Raw genomic sequence first — 671 nt, forward strand, 5'->3', positions numbered from 1 at the left:
CGCGGCGTTCACGACATCCTGATTGCCGTCACTGACGGGCTCAAGGGCATGCCCGAAGCGCTGGCCGCCGTATTCCCCGCCACCACGCTGCAGACCTGCATCGTCCACCTCATCCGCAACAGCCTCGATTACGCCAGTTGGAAAGACCGCCGGGGACTGGCCGCGGCGATCAAACCGATCTACGCCGCGCCCAGCGCGGAAGCCGCTCAGGCCGAACTCGATGCGTTTGCGGATGGGCCGTGGGGCCAGAAATTCCCGACTGTCAGTAGCGCGTGGCGCAACGCCTGGGATCGCGTGATCCCGTTCTTTGCGTTCCCTCCGGGTGTGCGCAAGATCATCTACACGACGAACGCGATTGAAAATATCAACTCGCAGCTGCGCAAGATCATCAAGACCCGTGGCCACTTCCCGAGCGACGAGGCCGCGACCAAACTCATCTGGCTGGCCTTGCGCAACATCACCGCGAATTGGGGAAGTGCCGCGCATGACTGGAAGACGGCCATGAACCAGTTCGCTATCCTTTACGCAGATCGATTCGTTCGGCCTTCCGTGTAATTACTCAACCTGCCTTGAACACGGAAATCCTGACACCCCCCTGGTTCCAAGCACCACATCGCCACCGATGCCAACGGCACGCCGCCCGCGGCGGTCCTGACCAGCGCAAATGTCAA

At 61.5% G+C, this 671-nt stretch carries 1 protein-coding gene; it reads left to right on the plus strand.

What is annotated here, in order from left to right; all coding sequences use genetic code 11:
* The coding region (locus WT24_RS30550) for an IS256 family transposase (RefSeq protein ID WP_156441729.1) at positions 1–555 on the plus strand (555 nt) is incomplete at its 5' end.
* Between the last annotated feature and the right edge of the window lie 116 nt (positions 556–671).

It is taken from the genome of Burkholderia sp. MSMB1078WGS (assembly GCF_001528895.1).
Taxonomy (GTDB): domain Bacteria; phylum Pseudomonadota; class Gammaproteobacteria; order Burkholderiales; family Burkholderiaceae; genus Burkholderia.